The sequence below is a fragment of the Aneurinibacillus sp. UBA3580 genome (assembly GCF_002375825.1).
Lineage (GTDB): Bacteria > Bacillota > Bacilli > Aneurinibacillales > Aneurinibacillaceae > Aneurinibacillus > Aneurinibacillus danicus.
The window spans coordinates 18702-36206 of sequence record NZ_DFMZ01000004.1 but is presented as its reverse complement, the minus strand read 5'-3'; the positions used below and the strand labels follow the sequence as shown (position 1 = coordinate 36206).

The window sequence follows — 17505 nt, the reverse complement described above, 5'->3', positions numbered from 1 at the left end:
CGCGTTACTTCGTTCCGTACAGGCGGTCACCCGCATCTCCGAGACCGGGTACGATGTAACCGTGATCGTTTAATTGCTCGTCCACTGCGGCCACATAAATGTCAATATCTGGATGAAGCTGCTGGAATTTCTCGATGCCTTCCGGCGCTGCGATGAGGCACATCAGTTTCAGGTTTTGCGCACCGCGGTTTTTCAGAGCCGTTACCGCGGCGGCAGCGGAGCCTCCGGTAGCAAGCATCGGGTCGATGACAATCAGCTCACGCTCGTTAATATCGCTCGGAAGCTTTACGTAATACTCTACCGGCTCCAGCGTTTCCGGGTCACGGTACAGGCCGACATGGCCGACTTTTGCGGCCGGGATCAGCTTTAGCATGCCGTCTACCATGCCGAGGCCAGCACGAAGAATCGGAACGAGCCCAACTTTCTTTCCTGCGATGACTTTCGTCTTACAGGTGGTGACCGGCGTTTCGATTTCAATTTCTTTGAGCGGCATTTCGCGTGTGATTTCGTATGCCATCAGCATTGCGACTTCATCCACCAGCTCGCGGAATTCCTTCGTACCCGTATTTTTATCTCGAATATACGATAATTTGTGTTGAATTAACGGATGGTCAAATACGTACACTTTTCCCATCGGGGGAGCCTCCTGTCTGCTTATCAAAATATGTCGTCACTGTTCACAGTTTTTTGCACTGCGATATATTATAGCAGAATAGGATTCGAGATGCATGGTTTAAAACGAAAAAGAAGGGAAAAAACGAAGGATTTTACTTGACTCTATATAAGCCAGCAAGAAAAAACCTTATATATTAACAGGCAAAAATTACGTTCCCTCTCTTTTTTCGTCTGTTTTTTCCTCTACATACCATAGAACATATACAAAGATAAAGCAGAAAAGCGGAATACAAGATCTGTACCCCGCTTTTCTGCTTTATTTTAATTGGCTTGACACCAAGCACTGTGGTTGATTGATTCTATACCCCTTCCCCGTTTCAGTATTACAATTAAATCTCCAGATTCGGATACATCGGGAATTTCTCGCAAAGAGCAGCGACGCGCTGGCGAGCTTCATCCTGCTTGGCTTCGTCCTGCGGATTTTTCAGGGAAAGCGCCATAATAGCCGCAATTTCTTTCATCGCTTCCCCGTCAAAGCCGCGGCTTGTAACAGCCGGCGTACCGATGCGAATACCGCTGGTAACAAACGGGCTGGCCGGATCGTATGGAATCGTATTCTTGTTGCAGGTGATGCCCACTTCATCCAGCAGATGCTCGGCGTCTTTTCCCGTCAGATTCATGTTGCGTACATCAATAAGAATCAGATGGTTATCCGTACCGCCGGAAATAAGTGTAAACCCTTCTTCTTTTAACGATTCAGCTAACTGTTTAGCATTTGCGATGACGCGAGCGCTGTACTCTTTGAATTCCGGCTTCAACGCTTCTCCGAATGCGACAGCCTTCGATGCGATGACATGCATCAACGGACCGCCCTGAATGCCAGGGAATACGGATTTATCGATCGCTTTCGCATACTCTTCGCGGCACAGAATCATACCGCCACGGGGTCCGCGCAGCGTTTTGTGCGTCGTCGTTGTGACAAAATCAGCGTACGGCACCGGATTCGGATGGTGGCCGGTCGCCACAAGACCTGCGATGTGCGCCATATCCACCATCAAGTATGCGCCCACGCTATCCGCGATTTCACGCAGCCTGGCGAAATCAATCACGCGCGGATATGCGCTTGCGCCCGCTACGATCATTTTCGGTTTATGCTCTTCCGCCTTTTTGCGGACATCCTCATAATCAATCACTTGTGTTTCTTTATCTACGCCATATTCCACGAAATTGTACAGTGTACCGGAGAAGTTAACCGGACTGCCGTGTGTCAGGTGTCCACCATGGGACAGGTTCATGCCGAGCACGGTGTCTCCCGGCTTTAAGAATGCGAAATAGACGGCCATGTTTGCCTGTGCGCCGGAGTGAGGCTGCACATTGGCATGCTCAGCGCCGAACAATTGCTTCGCACGGTCGCGTGCAAGGTTTTCTACGATATCCACATACTCGCATCCGCCGTAATAGCGCTTGCCCGGATATCCTTCAGCATACTTATTGGTCAATACCGTACCCATGGCTTCCATTACCGCTTCGCTGACGAAGTTCTCGGAAGCGATAAGTTCAATTTTCGATCGCTGACGGCCCAATTCCAGTTTGATGGCTTCTGCTACTTCTTGGTCGTGTTTCTTCACTTGTTCAAGCATCCTCTCTTCTCCTCCTCATAAAACGCTTAGATTAATGACAGCTTTCTTCCGGCCAGGTGCGCTCGTATACTGCGCGGGAGCCGCCGATAAGTTTCGGACGCGTCACCGCCATCGTTACATGTGCTTCACCCAACTGCTTTGTACGCGGACGAATCGGCACGGCCACCGGCTTTATGTGCATACCGATGAATGTATCCCCGATATCAATGCCGGCATCGGCCTGAATGGTTTCCACCACTACCGCATCCCGCATCTGCCGAAACGCATGCGAAGCCATAGCTCCTCCGGCGCGCGGAACAGGCACAACGGTTACCTCCGGCCAGCCGAAACGTTCCGCTGTTTCCCTTTCTATTACAAGCGCCCGGTTTAAGTGCTCACAGCACTGGAACGCTACGGAAAATCCATGTTCCTGCCTTACCTCTTCAATCGCTCCATACAGCGCTGCGGCGACTTCCTCACTGCCTGCAGAGCCAATTCGTTTACCGATAATCTCGCTGGTGCTTGTACCGAAGACAAGAATATGATTCTCACCGAGCGGTTTGGCCGCCAGGAGATCCTCCATAATGGAGCTGATGTCTTGCCTTAACTGTTCCATCTTCACAGGTTTTCACACTGCCTTCGTCAAGGACTTACTGTTTGTCCTCAATTTCTTTAATTTTTTCCACACGACGCAGATGGCGGCCGCCGGAAAATTCCGTTTCAAGCCAGATTTTCACAATTTCTAAAGCCAATCCGGGCCCGATAACGCGCTCACCCATCGCCAGAATATTGGAATCGTTGTGCTCACGCGTAGCCTTCGCCGTAAAGCAATCATGTACCAACGCACAGCGAATGCCTTTGACTTTGTTGGCGGCAATCGACATGCCGATGCCTGTACCGCAGATAAGGATACCGCGGTCAAATTCGCCTTTTGCAACTTTCTCAGCCACCGGCAATGCATAATCCGGATAGTCGACCGAATCTTCGCAATTACACCCGAAATCCTTATATTCGATGCCTGTAGACTCGAGATACTTTCTAATTTCCTCTTTTAATTTATAACCACCGTGGTCAGCGGCAATTGCGACTTTCACGTCTGGATTCCTCCGTTTCTGTAATCCATCTGCTTCTTTTTGTATTATAACCTATTGAAAGCAAATGCATAGAGGATTTTTGTGCTTGGAAACGAAAAAACTGTACATTTTTGATTATATAACAAAAAACGTTCGGAAATAAATCGTTTTGATTTGTAAGAATTTTCTTTGCATTATGCTTAGAATCATATAATAATACTCAAACACCCATGAACTAATTTATTCTTCAATGAACTCTGTAACGACGCGGACCAATCCTGGCAGGTCGTCAATTAGCGCCGAGTGCCCGGTATCCAAATAACGAAGGCGCGCATTTTCCCCGATATCTTTTTGAATATCCAGCGCCATCTGCTCCGGCACAACGCGATCCTTTTTCCCGCTTAAAACGAGAACCGGCATCGTAATCTTCGACGCTTTGCCATTTCCTTCGCCCATCACGGTGGTTTCGCTGCTGATATTGAACATGGCAAGTGCATAATCGACATCGACCAGGTTGCGCTGCGTCAGCATATCTTCCAGATATCTGTCATAGCGCGTTTCATCCGGCTTATTGTCGTGATAAATGAGCATCTCCCATATTTGCCGTAGCGTATCTTTATCCCTCGTCTCATACGCCCGCAGAATCGGAAGTACCTGGACCAAATCCAGGGCAATCTCTTCTTTCGTACGCAGCGGCTGTGTAATATCGGGCTGGCCGTGTTCATCTTTTTTGAAAATCGGGTAGCCTCTCGTGCCCACAGATGCCAACAGCACCAACTTCTCTACTTTATCCGGATGATCGGCCGCGAAATCCATTGCCACTCCGCCCCCGGTGGACCAGCCCATCAGCACGAAAGACGACAGCCCCACTATTCTCGCCCAATCGTCCAAATCCAGAGCGAAATCATGCAGCGAATCGATAGGTGTATGGTAGCTTGATTCACCGAATCCTCGCATATCCACCGCATATACTTTATATTTAGGAGGCAGCGCCTCCATAAAAACATCCCAATGCACAGACGATGTCATATTGCCGTGCACAAGCACAAGCGGGCGCGTACCGCCCGCTCGTTCTCGATAGCCGATCCTTTCCCCGTTCGCAAGTTGCACATACTGTAAAGAGATATCTGCCACCATGCATTCTCCTCTCTGTTACAACTGGAACTTTGAGACGTACTCCTTCAACTGCTCCGACTGGGTGCGCAGCACCTGTCCGGCTGCCGCCACTTCCTCCATAAACGCTGTCTGCTCCTGCGCGGCCTGAGAAACGATTTCCGCGCCGCGTGACGTTTCATGGGCCACCTGGGCCACATCGCGGGCATCTTTCATCATGACCTTCATGCTTTCGCTTTGCCGCTCAATCAGTGCCGCAATTCGTTCCACGGATGCAACGACCTCATGCACCGAACTGGAAATGTTGCGCAGCGCCTGCATTGTCTGCTCGCCGCGCTTGGATTCCGTATCCGCAATAATCACCTGTCCCTGAATTTGTCTTACTGCGCCCGTTACCTCACGCTGCATCTGTTCAATCAGCGCTGTAATATTTGAAGCTGCTTTGCCGCTCTCATCAGCCAGCTGCCGCACCTCGTCGGCTACAACCGCAAACCCTTTGCCGTGCTCGCCTGCACGCGCCGCTTCAATGCTTGCGTTCAGCGCCAGCAAATTGGTCTGATCGGCCAGTTCGCTGACGACCCGGGTAATGCTGCCGATTTGTGCCGCGTTTTGCTCCAAACGGCGCACCGTCTCAATCGATTGTTCATTTTCCTGTGCCAGCTTATGCATACCTTCTACCAGCGATTCGACCACTTTGCCGCTTTCCGCAAGCGTGGTAAGCATCTGTCGGGACAGATTGCGGGAGCTTTCCGCATGTTCGGCCGCTTCCCGTGATAGCTCGCCCACCGCTTCCACCGATTCGACCATCGCCTCTGTATGGCGTGCCTGATTTTCTGCGCCTTGTGTAATCTGATCCATCGTTACGCTAATCTGTTCGATTTGTAATGCGGCTTCATCCGACGCCACCGTTAATTCACTCACGCTCGCCGCGGCATGTTCAGACGATTGGTTAATATCGTTAATCATCGCACGCAGGTTGCTGATCATCAAAGCAAACGAGCGGGATAACGCGGCAATCTCATCTCCCGACTTCAACTCCCCGATGTCCACACGCAAATCACCCGCAGATGCGCGGGATGCCGCCTGTTCCAGTTCAACGATCGGTTTTACGATCCAGCGTGCGATCAACCAGCCGAACACACCTGACCAGAATACGCCGAGTCCCAGCGTCAACAGTATAAATAACCAGTACGGAATGATATGTGTTACATAATCGCTTATAACAAAAATGAAAAAACCGCTTGTTCCATACGTTACAGCCGATAGCCCACTGATGCCGAGCACAAGCTTTTTAACCAAACCAAACGAATGCGTAGGTTTGTTATTCATGCTGTTCCCCCCTGCCGCCTCAAAAGATAAAGTCCTTCTATCCTTATTTATCGGATGAAACAGGGGCTATTTATTAATCAAATTAGCTTGTCTATGATGAAAAATTTGCATCTTCTTGCAAAATGTCAACGAGACGCTTTAATGCCCCTTCTATTTCCTGTGCACATGCTTCATATTCCGAAAGACTTCCGCCGAACGGATCGGCTACATCATAGTTCGGAGTCTGGCTTTCCAGGATGGCGATTTGATTTCGCTCTTCTACGGTCGCCTGCATAATGCGCTCTTTCCAATCATCGAGCTTCTCGCGCACCTGTTCGAGCCTGCTGTACAGCTCCTGATACTCGTCTTCCAACTTTTGAATTTCTTCGCGATGTTCTTCCATGAACTTTTCCTGCTTCTGTTCTAACCGTTCATACAGCCGATTCAATTCCGCAAGACGCTCCTGGGCTTCTTCCGACGTGTCTGTATATTCTTTCAGCGTATACACTTTCTCCCGGAATTCAGGGAACTGCTGCAGGAGCGTATTTCTGTGGGACTCGGTCATTGTCATAACAAGATCGGCCCACTCCATCAACTCGGCCGTTACCGCCTGTGAAGAGTGCTTTTCTGTAATACCCTGCCGCTCAAGAATAGTGACAGCATGCTTTGATGCAGCCGATCCTGCAGACGCAAACAATCCGGCGGATTTTGCTTCCACGTCGATTCCACGGTCCGCCGCAATCTTTTTCAACATTTTCTCCGCCATCGGACTGCGGCATGTATTACCGGTGCAAACAAACAAAATACGCATCAAGTTCTCCCCTTTCCTACTCTTCTTCATTGTCATCGGAATTGTCCGAGATTGCAAGTTTAGCCACCATATTCTACTCTATTGTGCCCTTCTTTTTCCAGTATTAGTTACATCATCAGATGGAGCAGCATCATCGCTGCCAGGCTTACCAGCATACCTAATTGCGCGCTTAATGCGTGCATGGCAAGCCCCGCCGGACCAAGCTCTTTCCAGACAAGATACGCCATAGCGCCAATCGCAAACGACATACCGAAAGTAATGGCCTGCGGAGTCGACATAAAATACAATCCACTCAACCAGGCTCCCACCGGAATGCTAAGACTGATAAGAAAAGCGAGCAATAGAATGGAACGTCGGCGCATACTTCCCAGCAAAAACGGAGCGGCCAGTCCAACTCCTTCGGGAATATTGTGCAGCGACATCGATAGCGCGATCATCACGCCCGCATGGTGATGCGTCTGAAATCCCGCACCGATCGCTACCCCTTCCGGCACATGATGAAACGCCAGTGCAGCCGCCATCATCCATCCGGATCCGCGCCATTCCTGCGGTGTACGCCGATGTTCCCCGCTGTGCTCTGCCCCGTGTTTTCCGTGCGCACTCATTATATGGCGGAGTATTTTCAAGAGTAAAAATCCACCCGTAATTCCAAGCAACACACCAAACCACTTTCCACCGCGAAAAGCGGCCGGCAGCAGATCAGCCAGAATAACCAGCCCCATAATACCTGCGGACATACCAAGGTAGAACGCCATAAGTTTACGTCCCGGCATCCCAACAAACAATGTCATAAGCGCCCCCACCACCGTAGTCAATCCGGTTCCCGCACTAATCAACAGAAGTTCCGCCGCTATCATCGGTCAGGCTCCTACAGCAAAAATTTAATCCCGAAACCGAGCAGAATGACGGCCCCGAAAATTTCGCTATATTCCCCAAACCAGCTTCCGACCCTTCTACCCAGCAGAAGGCCTGCCGCCGCCAGCACCATCCCCATTAAGCCAAAGATGGATACCGCCAGCATAACGTTAACACGGAAAAGTCCGAACGAGAAACCGACCGAGAGCGCGTCCAGACTTACACTAAAACTAAATAACAAAAGCCCCCAGAACGTTGTTTTCAACAGAGGGCTTCTCTCTTTGCCGCCAAAAAAAGCATTCCACAGCATATGCAGCCCCAGTGCGACAAGAATCATCCCTCCGATGTATGCGGCGACATGGCCCACATATGAAGTAAGAAACAGCCCGAGGCCAATACCAATCAACGGCATAACAATATGAAAAATACCAATAGTCAAACTCACTTTTAAAATGGTCAGCAACCGGATGCCGCTCATCCCCATGCCAATGCCAAGCGAAAAAGCATCCATGCCGAGGGCCGTCCCGATCATCAGCAACGTAATGAGTTCCCCCCACTGCAACGCCTCCCATTCTATGCCCACATCCATTCCTCCTGTCTATGTGCATTTACACTTGATAAATCGACATTCGTTCGCGGAGTGAGGGAAGAGGCAGGGGAAAAAGAAGTTGAAAAGATGAAAAAAGAGACGCTTCCCTTTTTTTCATGCAAGGCAAATCTAACCCCCATACCACCAAACAAATGTCGAAACATCAAAGTTTGTCTATATAGACAAGATATGCACAATCATACAGGATATGCGGATTAGAGATAGCGATTGCCTGCAGCTTTCGCAAGCCGATTCATGATAGCTGCACCAACGCCGCTCTCCGGAAACGTCTCAGCGAAAATTACATCTACGCCTGCCTGGTCAAACTGCCGCAGTACATCATAAAGACGACGGGCTACGCTAATCAAATCGCTTCGCTCTCCGCAGGGGACCACTGTATGCCCTCCGTCATAGCTATGAACGGATTCTTCGGTTGCCAAAATGCCGACTTTCTTTCCTTCATCGGCTGCAGCGCGCGCGAGTTCGCGGACGCGCTGTGTCATCTGGGCCGGATTCTCGCCACGGACCAGCCACATCTCTCCTTTCGGCGCATAGTGCCGATACTTCATCCCCGGTGATTTCGGCGCTGCCTCCTCGCCCAGAATGCCTGGATCGATTGCTACTTCTCCCGTGATCTCGACGATTTGCTCCGCCGTGACACCGCCCGGACGAAGGATCATGGGCACGTCTCCCGTAATATCCACAACCGTAGACTCTACGCCGATGCCGGTCGGACCGCCATCCAACACTCCGTCAATCCGTCCGTCCAAATCTTCGAGTACATGCTGCGCGGTCGTCGGACTAGGGCGTCCGGAGAGATTGGCGCTTGGTGCGGCAATCGGAAGCTGTGCCGCTCGAATCAATGCCAGAGCCAGCGGATGGTCCGGCATACGGATCGCCACTGTATCCAGACCGGCGGACGCGCGCATCGCCACACCCGGTTTTTTCGGAAATACAATGGTCAGCGGTCCCGGCCAGAATGCCTCCATAAGCGCTTCGGCCATTAACGGTATTTCGGCCACCAATTCATTCAATTGAACCCGGTCGGCAACGTGGAGAATCAGTGGATTATCACTCGGCCGGCCTTTCGCGGTATAGATTTTTTCCACTGTTTCATCCACAAGTCCGTTACCGCCAAGCCCGTATACCGTTTCTGTCGGAAACGCGATCAGCCCATTATTTCTTACTATTGCTGCGGCTTCATGGACCTGTGGATAATCTTCCAGACCATCCACAATCTTATCCACATTCCAGTACTTTGTTCTCTGATTCATTGAAAAACCCTCAGTTCTACTAAATTGTGCTCTTTTTTAGTTATACCTGCTCCCTCTTTCCTTTGCAATAAACAACATATCCACAAGTTGTGTATATCTTGTGGATAATTTACTGGATGAGTTGTGTATGACGCTGCTTTTTCCAGAAAAATTGATAATATCCGAATTGCAAAAGAAGGTTAACCGTAAATGCAATCGGATAGGCGATCCAGATGCCCACAATTCCGATTTGATGGGACAGTATATAAGCAACCGGCACTTCCACTCCCCATATAGAGGCGATAGATAAGGCGGTCGGCCAGAATACAGTACCGCTTGAACGCATAATCCCGGACATAACGCTCGCATGGCCAAAAATCAGGTAGCTCCATAATGTAATGCGCAGCAGTTCATGTGCCAATTCCATGGTCTGCGCTTCTGTGATAAACAAAGAAAGAATGACGCCGGCAAACGTATACGTAAGGACTATTAATAGACCTCCGATGATATAGTTCAATACAATTCCTGCCTGGATTACTTTCTTCAACCGCTCAAACACTCCTGCACCAATCGCCTGGGCGCCGAAGATGGACACTGCCATCCCCAGACTCATTGCAGGCATCATCACATAGCTGGCCACCTGATTTACCGCACCGTAAGCCGCGGTCGCCAGTGAGCCAAAGCGATTGACGAAAGAAATGACGGCAATGGTCGCCAGTGAAATGAGTACCATCTGCACGCTCGTTGGAATCCCGATTTTAATCAGCAGTTTAAAAATCGCGCCATCAATTTTCAAATGGCGCAGTGCCTCCCGATTAAAGCGCAGCGGATGATTGGCCTGACGCAAATAAATAAGGAAAATCACAAACGTAACCAGCGAACCAATAACGTTAGCCCAGGCCGCCCCGTTAATCCGAAGTTCCGGAAAACCAAATAACCCGAGAACCAACACCGGTGTTAGCGCGACAGTCAATGCCGTGCTGATGATCAAGAAATAAAATGGCGTTTTCGAATCGCCCGTACCGCGAATAAATGTCGTATAGCTGATATACAGGAACAGAATCGGAATTGCATAGAAGAAAATACGCGCATAGGCCGCCGAATCTTCCAGAATATTGGCCGGTGTACCAATCATGCCTAGTATATCTTCCGCAAATAATACGCCGATGACCGCCAGCAGGCTTCCTAACAAAAACGTCGTTGTCAGCGTCGTCCCCATCACCGCTCTGACCCGTTCATAGTTCTGCGCTCCGTACGCCTGCCCGATCAGTACAGAGCTTGCACTTCCAAGTCCGATAACGAACGAGACAAGGAAGAAAAACATCGGAAAGAATGCAGACACTGCCGCAAGCGCATTCACTCCGATGAATCGTCCCAGCATAATACTGCTGACGGTGCCGCTGATCGATTGCAGCGCATTACTCAACATAAGCGGAATTAAAAAAATAAGCAGCCCTTTCCACACCGTCTTGTCGTTATCTGTACTATCATTGACTTCCATTTTTCTATCCTCTCCTTCTTTCCTCACGATTTTCACGAAAAAAAGGAAGAAACCCTGCCACTTCGACAGAGTTTCCTTACTATGTGAATAATTTATGGAACAATTCTACCAAAAAGAACCGCACTTGAATTTGATTTCCGTCTTTCTTCTGCCGATCTGCATCAGCCTGCTTTTGTTGCGCATCTCCATTGGTAATATCCACAAAACAGAGCGGTGGAAACAGCACGCACCACCAGTTCTTTCCTTCCGCGTTACCAATGGTAATCCGAACAGCTTCGTACTGTCCGGCCGGAAACACCTGTGTTCCGTACATTTTCGTCGGGAAATCGGTTGGCGCAAGCTCCACGCGCGAAGCATAGGAGAAACCCTTCTCCTTAATCGTCTCATCTACAATCCTCTGCAGCTCCGGCAGATGGTTGCTGATGACTATTCGAGCATCATCGAAGCTCTCCGCCCCCCCGGCCCATCCTTTCACCGATTCAATTACACGGTCGCGCACCTGGCGCTTCAACTGCTGATCTTCCGGGGTATCGCTATTGGCGAGAATCCGCAAACGAATCGACTGCTCAGGCACCATATTGTCAGCAAAGACAGCCAGCGCTTCTTTCTGGCTTTCCCAGCTCATTAGTAAAAGAAATAAAGCAAAAAAGAGCAGATAATATTTTTTCATGTCCCTTATCCCCTTTCCTCTCCCTGTTCATCAGTATGGACAGCAAAAAGAGAGGATAAACCTGCTATTTTTAGAGAATAAGAGATTTAGAGATACCGCTCTTCAACTTCGAACAGCTATGACATGGCGACCGATATCGGCCAAATCGTGCACAATGTATACTTCCGAGAAAAGACCGGTATCTTCCAGCCAGCTGCGGACGGTCTCCGCCTGATGAATACCGACTTCCCAGCCAAGCAGCGCACGCTCTGCCAGCACCTGCGACAAATCTTTCGTCATCCGGCGGTAAAAGTCCAGTCCGTCCTCTCCACCGTCCAGGGCGCGAAGCGGTTCATGGTCTTTTACCTGCGTATCCAGCTGTGTAACATCAAACGATGGAATATACGGCGGATTGGACACAAGAACATCCACCCTGCGTTGGTCACGAAGCAGCGGTTCCAATAAATCTCCCCTGACAAATGAGATTTTATCTGCTGTATGATGCCGTACCGCGTTACGATGAGCCACATCCAGAGACTCCTGCGCAATATCGGTAGCGATCAGCTTCCAATTCTCACCGCCAAAAGCGGCCAGCGTTACCGCAATCGCACCGCTTCCCGTACCGATGTCCGCCGCAAGAAGAGCGGCGTCTTCCGGCCAAAGCTCCTTCACCCGCTTCAAAACCTCCTCCACAAGCAGCTCGGTTTCCGGCCGTGGAATCAAAACGGAAGGATTCACCTCAAAAGCGAGTCCATAAAACTCCTGGGTGCCGACGATATACTGCATCGGCTCTCCGGCTGCGCGCCGCCGGACAACCTCGTCAATTCTCGTCCATTCTTCCTCCGTCAATGTGTGGGACATCCCCGAGATAAACCGGATGCGATCCCAGCCCAACGCGTGGCGAATAGCGTACTCCGCCAGAAATGCCGCATCATCGATCCCTTTTTCGCGTAAAAAACGAGAAGCCTTCTGCATAGCTTCCCGTACCGCCATTTTATTCATCCGCTTACGCACCTTCAGCATTGCGCATTAATTCCGCCTGCTCATGCAGTACAAGCGCATTGATGATTTCGTCCAACTCCCCGTTCAATACCTGGTCGAGCTTGTGCAGTGTCAGACCGATTCGATGGTCAGTAACACGGCTCTGTGGGAAATTGTACGTCCGGATGCGTTCGCTCCGATCGCCCGTACCCACTGCGGAGCGGCGGGCATCGGCGTATTCCGCATGCGCTTCCTGCTGGTACTTGTCTAACAGACGGGCACGCAGTACACGCATCGCCTTGTCTTTATTTTTGTGCTGGGACTTCTCGTCCTGGCAGGTTACTACGATACCGGTCGGCACGTGGGTTAGACGCACGGCTGATTTGGTCGTGTTCACGCTCTGTCCGCCGGCGCCGCTGGAGCAGAACAGATCGACGCGGATATCATTCTCATTGACTTCTACTTCCACTTCTTCCGCTTCCGGAAGCACGGCCACTGTTGCCGTCGACGTATGGATGCGTCCGCCGGATTCCGTGGACGGAACACGCTGCACGCGGTGCGCGCCACTCTCGAACTTCAAGCGACTGTATGCGCCTTTACCGTTCACAGAGAAAATAATCTCTTTATAGCCGCCGATATCAGTCGGAGCCGCTTCGAGGACTTCTACCTTAAACTTATGCTTAGCCGCATAACGGGTGTACATCTCAAATAAGTCGGATGCAAACAGAGCTGCTTCATCACCGCCGGCCGCACCCCGGATTTCAATGATAACGTTCTTGTCGTCGTTCGGGTCTTTCGGCAGCAGTAGGATGCGGATGCGCTCTTCCAGTTCTTCCTTCTTATCTTCCAGCTCGCCAATTTCCATCTTGACCATCTCACGCATTTCATCGTCGAGCTTCTCTTCCAACATGTCTTTAGCATCTTGCAACTGCTGGGTCGTTTTTTTATATTCACGATACGCCTGTACCGTCTCTTCAATATCCGATTGTTCCTTGGAATATTCACGCAGCTTTTGCGGATCATTCATGACCTGTGGGTCGCACAGAAGCTGCGTTAATCGCTCATACCGCTCAACAACCGATTCCAATCGCTGTAGCACGGTTCTTCACCTCATTTTAAAATTCCATAGCATAACAGTATAATTATATAGGACTGCTTAAGATAAGTCAAAATAAGAGAAAAGAGCAATACCCAAGCTTTTATATTGCAGGCATCGCTCTTCTCTTCATCTGTTTTTCCTTATTTTATTCTACCATCCAAATCATTCATATGAACGCGGTAGTTATTAATTGGCGTGCCGCTGCGGATACCGTCGCCGATATCCTGAATGCGGTTGAAGATGCCTGTATCAGAGCTGACGCGCACATCGTAGCGCGGCATCTTCTGTTGAACACGCTGCCGTACTTTCTCCCGAATATCAGCCGCTTCCTGAGGGCTACGCACCGTATCGGCCAGCGTTAGGCCAACATAGGCACGTGCTCCGTTAATGACAACGCTGGCGCGTTTGACCTTCGGTACCTGCACCGCCACATTGGCCATGCTGTCCGCTTCCGCCTGAATGTCCCGCACGTCGTTGCGTCCGGTTACGATATTCGGATTCAAATCGCTTCCCACCAGCACCCGGGTCGTGCGTTCCGGAGTAGTGCGATTATATTCGTTTACTTGAACGCCCTGCCGCTGCGGTGCCGCACTCTGGTTGTTCGGATTACAGCCAGCGGCCAGCAGCAGGACGACGCTAATCAGTGCCATGCTTACGCTTTTTCTCATGAATAAAGCCCACCTCCTCATGTATAGTGTGTGCTAAGAGGAGGCAGGCTTATGCGCCGGATTAAGAAAGCGAAATCTTTCCGCTCATGCTTCGCGGCTGCTTGTAACATTTACGGCAGACGGGAATGTAGCTGTCATTGCCGCCGATTTGAATTTGTTCGCCTTCATATACCGGCTCGCCGTCTTTGACGCGCAGGACCATTGTGGCTTTCCGATCACAGAACCAGCAGATTGTTTTGATTTCTTCCAGTTTGTCCGCGTACAGCAGAAGCGCTTCGCTGCCCTCAAACAGATGATTGGCAAAATCATTCTTCAACCCGTATACAATTACGGGAATATTCAATTCATCTACAATTTCCGTAAGCTGCAGGATGTGGTGCCTGCGCAGGAACTGCCCCTCATCCACCAGTACACAATTCGGTAAACCATCCTGATTCATCTCTACGACCGTTTTGATGTTGGTTTCTTCGTCCACGGCAATCGCTTCCCGTCGTAAACCGATGCGGGATGCTACGTATCCGCGTCCATATCGGTTATCAAGCACCGATGTAAAAATCATGACCCGCTTTCCCTGTTCTTCATAATTATGGGCCACTTTCAGAATTTCCACCGACTTTCCACTGTTCATCGTACCGTATCGAAAATATAGCTGTGCCATGTTTACTCTCCTTCCAACGTATCCATCTTATCCTGAAAGGAGCGGCAAGAAAAGCACTAAAAAACAGACAGGCGAAACTGCCTGTCTGTTTTAGCTGCATCAATCATATTACTTGATGTTGTATTTCTTTTTGAAACGATCTACACGTCCACCAGCATCAACAAATTTTTGTTTACCAGTGAAGAAAGGATGGCACTCGGAGCAAATCTCCACGCGCAAGTTTTCTTTCACTGAGCCGGTTTCGAATTCGTTACCGCATGCGCAAGTAACTTTTGTCACTTTGTAGTCAGGATGGATATCCGGTCTCATTTCATTCACCTCTTTCTGCCCTGAATCTTTACGAAACAGAGTTACACTCAAACACACATGAATGCATTATAGCACGGCTGCCTTTTCTTTGCAAATATCTCTAATGAAAAAATCATACAGCCAGCGTCTTCCGGCGCAGCTCCTGGAACGCAGCCGGCGGAATATGGGTATACGATCCGATAATCACATCCGGCAGCTCCTGGCGATAAATTTCGAGCGCCTGCTTCATGCCGAATACTTCGCCTTTGGCCGGCGGAATCATGGCCAGATAGCTGTCCGGGTCAATATTCAGGTTGCGCATCTGAATCAATCGAATACCGTTCTTGCGGATAAAATCAATCATGGCTTCCATCTCTTCTTCCCGATCAAACACGCCCGGAAAAACGAGATAGTTAATCGAGGTATACACCCCTTTGCTGCCGGCGTAAGCCGCAGATTTCGCCACATTCTCAAGTGTGTAAGCGCGCGGGCGATAATACGCGTTATAGTGCCCGTCAATCGCGCTGATGGTGCTAATGCGCATTAAATCCAGTCCGGCATCCACGATCGCTTTGATGTGATCAGTGAGTCCGGCATTCGTATTTATGTTGATAAAACCCATTTTCGTCTGCTCACGTACGCGCCGCATCGCCTGTGTAATAATGGCGGCCTGGGTGGACGGCTCCCCTTCGCACCCCTGACCGAAGCTGATAATCGACTCGGGAGTCTTTAGGTGGTGCAGCATAACTTCCGTAAGCTCGTCCACCGTCGGTTTAAAGTTCATTCGGGTCTGCGGCGCCGGAAATCCGCTGTCGTCCGGCTGTTCGGAAATACATCCGTAGCAGCCCGCATTGCAGGAATACGACACTGGAAGCCCCGCCTCCCAGCGGTTAAAGAATGTGTTGGACGCCGTCAGGCAGCCATAGCCCAGCGTACAATTGCTGAGATGGTTAAACACGCGGTTTTCCGGGTATTGTTCCAATACATTTTTCACCAGACGCTCTTTTTCATCTTCCGGGAAATTGAGCGGATTCCATTTATACGGGTCGTCGGACTGCTCTGCCGCTACGTAGAAGCCGTCATTGTGCCATACGACAGCCGTATAGCCAAAAAGCGGCAATTTTTCATCTTTATCGGCTTTTACGTATCCGGGTAACATAAGACGTGTAAAGCCCTGCGGCATCAGCGCACCGACCGCCTGATATTCCTCAAGACGGATCATTTCCCCCGTTTCCGGGTCCATGCCAACCGGATGGCAGTTCGGAAGGCTGACCAGAGTGGCACCTTCCGGCAGCGGAATGAGTTCTTCTTCGAGAATTTCCATCAGCGACTCTCCGCTTCGGCCCAGGCCAAACAACTCCGGATGATCGTAGAGCTTTCCCCGGTGGTCTGCATAAACAAGATACATGTATATCAAAGCTCCTTACTTTCTTCGTTCGCAAGCTTTTGGTTGCTGTACATCCGAATCATTATAATTCACCGGGAATACAAAGTCAAAGAAAGCACCTGCCGAAAAAGGAGGTCACCAGACATGGAACGCAAATACGGTCGCTGTTCCTTAATGTAAAAAAATTAGAACACGCCAGAAAGTTGAGCTCCGAGAATAAACAGACCTAACAGCCAGACATAGACAGCAAATCCTTTTAGCGATCCGCTCTTCAGAAGCCCAATCATCCAGCGGACAGCAAGATAGCCAAATATAGCAGAAAAAAGGGTTCCAAGCAAAAGCGGAGACAACCCAATAACCTCCCGACTCTCACCACTAAACAGTTTCGCCCCCTGCAAAAGTACGCCGCCTCCGATGGCCGGGAGAGACAACAAAAAGGAAAAGCGCGCCGCCGCTTCCCGGTCCATACGCCGGTACAGGGAGGCCGCAATCGTAAGACCGGAACGGGAGAGAGCGGGCATGATTGCCGCCGCCTGAAAGCAGCCGATGAACAAAGCGTCGCCGTAAGAAATACGCTCCAGCGGCTTCGTTCCTCTACTCTTCAAGCGATCCGCCATCCAGAGCACGAAGCCTGTCAGCAAAAATTCGTGGCCTACCGTTGCGCCGGTACGGGAAACTTCTTCAAAGAAGTCTTCAAATAGCAGCCCAACAGCTACCGCAGGCACAGTTCCCACCAGAAGCAAGCCGGTCAAACGGTTAAACGGCTTTTTCACTATCGCTATCACGTCGTCACCGTATACGGCCAGTACCGCAAACAAAGTTCCGATATGAAGCATGGTATCCAGAAACAATCCGGCCTCATCCAATCCGAACAGGTGTCGCCCAAGATAGAGATGCCCTGTGCTGCTAACGGGAAGAAACTCGGTTAGTCCCTGGATAATCCCCAGAATTATCGCCTGAAACTCGTTCATATCTTGTACTCCTTTTTTCTGTGAAAATCACGAAGAAAGAAGGGGAAGGAAAGAGGAAATGAGATCC

At 50.2% G+C, this 17505-nt stretch carries 19 protein-coding genes; all 19 read right to left on the bottom strand.

Features of this window, described 5'->3' with window-relative positions:
• Window positions 1–4 precede the first annotated feature (4 nt).
• On the bottom strand, window positions 5–634 hold the full coding sequence (gene upp / locus B2899_RS00430; RefSeq protein WP_146809725.1) for a uracil phosphoribosyltransferase: 630 nt from the start codon (window positions 632–634) through the stop codon (window positions 5–7).
• Between the two features lie 370 nt (window positions 635–1004).
• Window positions 1005–2255 carry a serine hydroxymethyltransferase gene (glyA, locus tag B2899_RS00425; RefSeq protein WP_286883196.1) on the bottom strand — a complete coding sequence of 417 codons (1251 nt, stop codon included), beginning with the start codon at window positions 2253–2255 and terminating at the stop codon, window positions 1005–1007.
• A gap of 31 nt (window positions 2256–2286) precedes the next feature.
• Window positions 2287–2850: a TIGR01440 family protein gene (locus tag B2899_RS00420; RefSeq protein WP_146809758.1), complete on the bottom strand. Its 564-nt coding sequence runs from the start codon at window positions 2848–2850 to the stop codon at window positions 2287–2289.
• Window positions 2851–2884: 34 nt separating this feature from the next.
• Complete coding sequence (rpiB, locus tag B2899_RS00415; RefSeq protein ID WP_146809727.1) at window positions 2885–3328, bottom strand: ribose 5-phosphate isomerase B; 444 nt, start codon at window positions 3326–3328, stop codon at window positions 2885–2887.
• A 219-nt stretch (window positions 3329–3547) separates the two neighbouring features.
• Window positions 3548–4444, bottom strand: a complete 897-nt coding sequence (locus B2899_RS00410; RefSeq protein WP_286883193.1) for an alpha/beta fold hydrolase — start codon at window positions 4442–4444, stop codon at window positions 3548–3550.
• A 15-nt stretch (window positions 4445–4459) separates the two neighbouring features.
• Window positions 4460–5749 carry a methyl-accepting chemotaxis protein gene (locus B2899_RS00405; protein WP_146809729.1) on the bottom strand — a complete coding sequence of 430 codons (1290 nt, stop codon included), beginning with the start codon at window positions 5747–5749 and terminating at the stop codon, window positions 4460–4462.
• A 91-nt stretch (window positions 5750–5840) separates the two neighbouring features.
• Window positions 5841–6539 (bottom strand): low molecular weight protein arginine phosphatase, encoded by a 699-nt coding sequence (locus B2899_RS00400; protein ID WP_170230215.1) that lies wholly within the window; start codon window positions 6537–6539, stop codon window positions 5841–5843.
• Window positions 6540–6646: 107 nt separating this feature from the next.
• Window positions 6647–7396, bottom strand: a complete 750-nt coding sequence (locus B2899_RS00395; RefSeq protein ID WP_286883186.1) for a ZIP family metal transporter — start codon at window positions 7394–7396, stop codon at window positions 6647–6649.
• A gap of 11 nt (window positions 7397–7407) precedes the next feature.
• Window positions 7408–7971 carry a manganese efflux pump MntP family protein gene (locus B2899_RS00390; protein WP_371863549.1) on the bottom strand — a complete coding sequence of 188 codons (564 nt, stop codon included), beginning with the start codon at window positions 7969–7971 and terminating at the stop codon, window positions 7408–7410.
• 227 nt (window positions 7972–8198) lie between these two features.
• Window positions 8199–9257 carry an L-threonylcarbamoyladenylate synthase gene (locus B2899_RS00385; RefSeq protein WP_286883184.1) on the bottom strand — a complete coding sequence of 353 codons (1059 nt, stop codon included), beginning with the start codon at window positions 9255–9257 and terminating at the stop codon, window positions 8199–8201.
• 109 nt (window positions 9258–9366) lie between these two features.
• Entirely contained in the window at window positions 9367–10737 is a 1371-nt protein-coding gene (locus tag B2899_RS00380) for an MATE family efflux transporter (RefSeq protein ID WP_146809734.1), read from the bottom strand.
• 79 nt (window positions 10738–10816) lie between these two features.
• Entirely contained in the window at window positions 10817–11407 is a 591-nt protein-coding gene (spoIIR, locus tag B2899_RS00375; protein WP_146809735.1) for a stage II sporulation protein R, read from the bottom strand.
• Window positions 11408–11509: 102 nt separating this feature from the next.
• A complete protein-coding gene (gene prmC, locus B2899_RS00370; protein WP_286883179.1) occupies window positions 11510–12388 on the bottom strand; it encodes a peptide chain release factor N(5)-glutamine methyltransferase in 879 nt (292 codons plus the stop codon).
• A 4-nt stretch (window positions 12389–12392) separates the two neighbouring features.
• Entirely contained in the window at window positions 12393–13466 is a 1074-nt protein-coding gene (gene prfA / locus B2899_RS00365) for a peptide chain release factor 1 (protein WP_146809737.1), read from the bottom strand.
• Window positions 13467–13606: 140 nt separating this feature from the next.
• Complete coding sequence (locus tag B2899_RS00360) at window positions 13607–14134, bottom strand: YhcN/YlaJ family sporulation lipoprotein (protein WP_286883176.1); 528 nt, start codon at window positions 14132–14134, stop codon at window positions 13607–13609.
• A gap of 61 nt (window positions 14135–14195) precedes the next feature.
• Window positions 14196–14792 (bottom strand): thymidine kinase, encoded by a 597-nt coding sequence (locus tag B2899_RS00355; RefSeq protein ID WP_146809739.1) that lies wholly within the window; start codon window positions 14790–14792, stop codon window positions 14196–14198.
• A 108-nt stretch (window positions 14793–14900) separates the two neighbouring features.
• Entirely contained in the window at window positions 14901–15101 is a 201-nt protein-coding gene (gene rpmE / locus B2899_RS00350; RefSeq protein WP_146809740.1) for a 50S ribosomal protein L31, read from the bottom strand.
• A 112-nt stretch (window positions 15102–15213) separates the two neighbouring features.
• Entirely contained in the window at window positions 15214–16488 is a 1275-nt protein-coding gene (locus tag B2899_RS00345; protein ID WP_286883174.1) for a radical SAM protein, read from the bottom strand.
• A gap of 164 nt (window positions 16489–16652) precedes the next feature.
• Window positions 16653–17438 carry an undecaprenyl-diphosphate phosphatase gene (locus B2899_RS00340; RefSeq protein ID WP_286883171.1) on the bottom strand — a complete coding sequence of 262 codons (786 nt, stop codon included), beginning with the start codon at window positions 17436–17438 and terminating at the stop codon, window positions 16653–16655.
• Window positions 17439–17505: the final 67 nt, after the last annotated feature.

Coding starts and splice junctions, on each gene's coding strand:
- upp (WP_146809725.1), bottom strand. CDS start 634: ATGGGAAAAGTGTACGTATTTGACCATCCGTTAATTCAACACAAATTA.
- B2899_RS00420 (WP_146809758.1), bottom strand. CDS start 2,850: ATGGAACAGTTAAGGCAAGACATCAGCTCCATTATGGAGGATCTCCTG.
- B2899_RS00405 (WP_146809729.1), bottom strand. CDS start 5,749: ATGAATAACAAACCTACGCATTCGTTTGGTTTGGTTAAAAAGCTTGTG.
- B2899_RS00345 (WP_286883174.1), bottom strand. CDS start 16,488: ATGTATCTTGTTTATGCAGACCACCGGGGAAAGCTCTACGATCATCCG.
- B2899_RS00395 (WP_286883186.1), bottom strand. CDS start 7,396: ATGATAGCGGCGGAACTTCTGTTGATTAGTGCGGGAACCGGATTGACT.
- spoIIR (WP_146809735.1), bottom strand. CDS start 11,407: ATGAAAAAATATTATCTGCTCTTTTTTGCTTTATTTCTTTTACTAATG.
- B2899_RS00340 (WP_286883171.1), bottom strand. CDS start 17,438: ATGAACGAGTTTCAGGCGATAATTCTGGGGATTATCCAGGGACTAACC.
- B2899_RS00380 (WP_146809734.1), bottom strand. CDS start 10,737: ATGGAAGTCAATGATAGTACAGATAACGACAAGACGGTGTGGAAAGGG.
- glyA (WP_286883196.1), bottom strand. CDS start 2,255: ATGCTTGAACAAGTGAAGAAACACGACCAAGAAGTAGCAGAAGCCATC.
- B2899_RS00410 (WP_286883193.1), bottom strand. CDS start 4,444: ATGGTGGCAGATATCTCTTTACAGTATGTGCAACTTGCGAACGGGGAA.
- B2899_RS00360 (WP_286883176.1), bottom strand. CDS start 14,134: ATGAGAAAAAGCGTAAGCATGGCACTGATTAGCGTCGTCCTGCTGCTG.
- B2899_RS00355 (WP_146809739.1), bottom strand. CDS start 14,792: ATGGCACAGCTATATTTTCGATACGGTACGATGAACAGTGGAAAGTCG.
- prmC (WP_286883179.1), bottom strand. CDS start 12,388: ATGAATAAAATGGCGGTACGGGAAGCTATGCAGAAGGCTTCTCGTTTT.
- B2899_RS00400 (WP_170230215.1), bottom strand. CDS start 6,539: ATGCGTATTTTGTTTGTTTGCACCGGTAATACATGCCGCAGTCCGATG.
- B2899_RS00385 (WP_286883184.1), bottom strand. CDS start 9,257: ATGAATCAGAGAACAAAGTACTGGAATGTGGATAAGATTGTGGATGGT.
- rpmE (WP_146809740.1), bottom strand. CDS start 15,101: ATGAGACCGGATATCCATCCTGACTACAAAGTGACAAAAGTTACTTGC.